Raw genomic sequence first — 444 nt, forward strand, 5'->3', positions numbered from 1 at the left:
CCGGGCCGCAACGTGGATACTCGGTTCCGAGGGTGCACTCACCCGAGCAAACCAGACTGCGCAATCTATGATGGGTCTCGACGCCGAGTCCATCGTCGGACGGTCATTTTGGGACTTGCCGTGGTGGCCAGACGAAGACGAGACGAGTGACGACATTCGACAGATTATCCAGACGGCACTGGATGGTGGGTTCGGTAACGCAGTCATCGAACGGAGCCCCACGAACGCTGTCGAGGTGCTCGAACTCTCTGCACGACCTGTGTTCTCTGACCGTGGCGAACTCGTCTCTGTCGTCGTCGAAGGTGTGGACATTACCGAACGCGTGGACCTAGAGCGTGACCTCAGACAGTCAGAGGAACTCCACAGGGTTACACTCAACAACATGACAGACACCGTCCTCATGACCGATGAGGCAGGAGAGTACACCTACGTGTGCCCGAACGT

Annotated in this window: 1 protein-coding gene; it reads left to right on the forward strand. The window is 57.9% G+C overall.

Annotated elements, in window-relative coordinates:
- Nucleotides 1–444: PAS domain-containing protein (locus tag AUR66_RS16980; protein ID WP_157533195.1), on the forward strand; the 444-nt coding region annotated here is incomplete at both ends.

Source organism: Haloferax profundi, from assembly GCF_001469865.1.
Lineage (GTDB): Archaea > Halobacteriota > Halobacteria > Halobacteriales > Haloferacaceae > Haloferax > Haloferax profundi.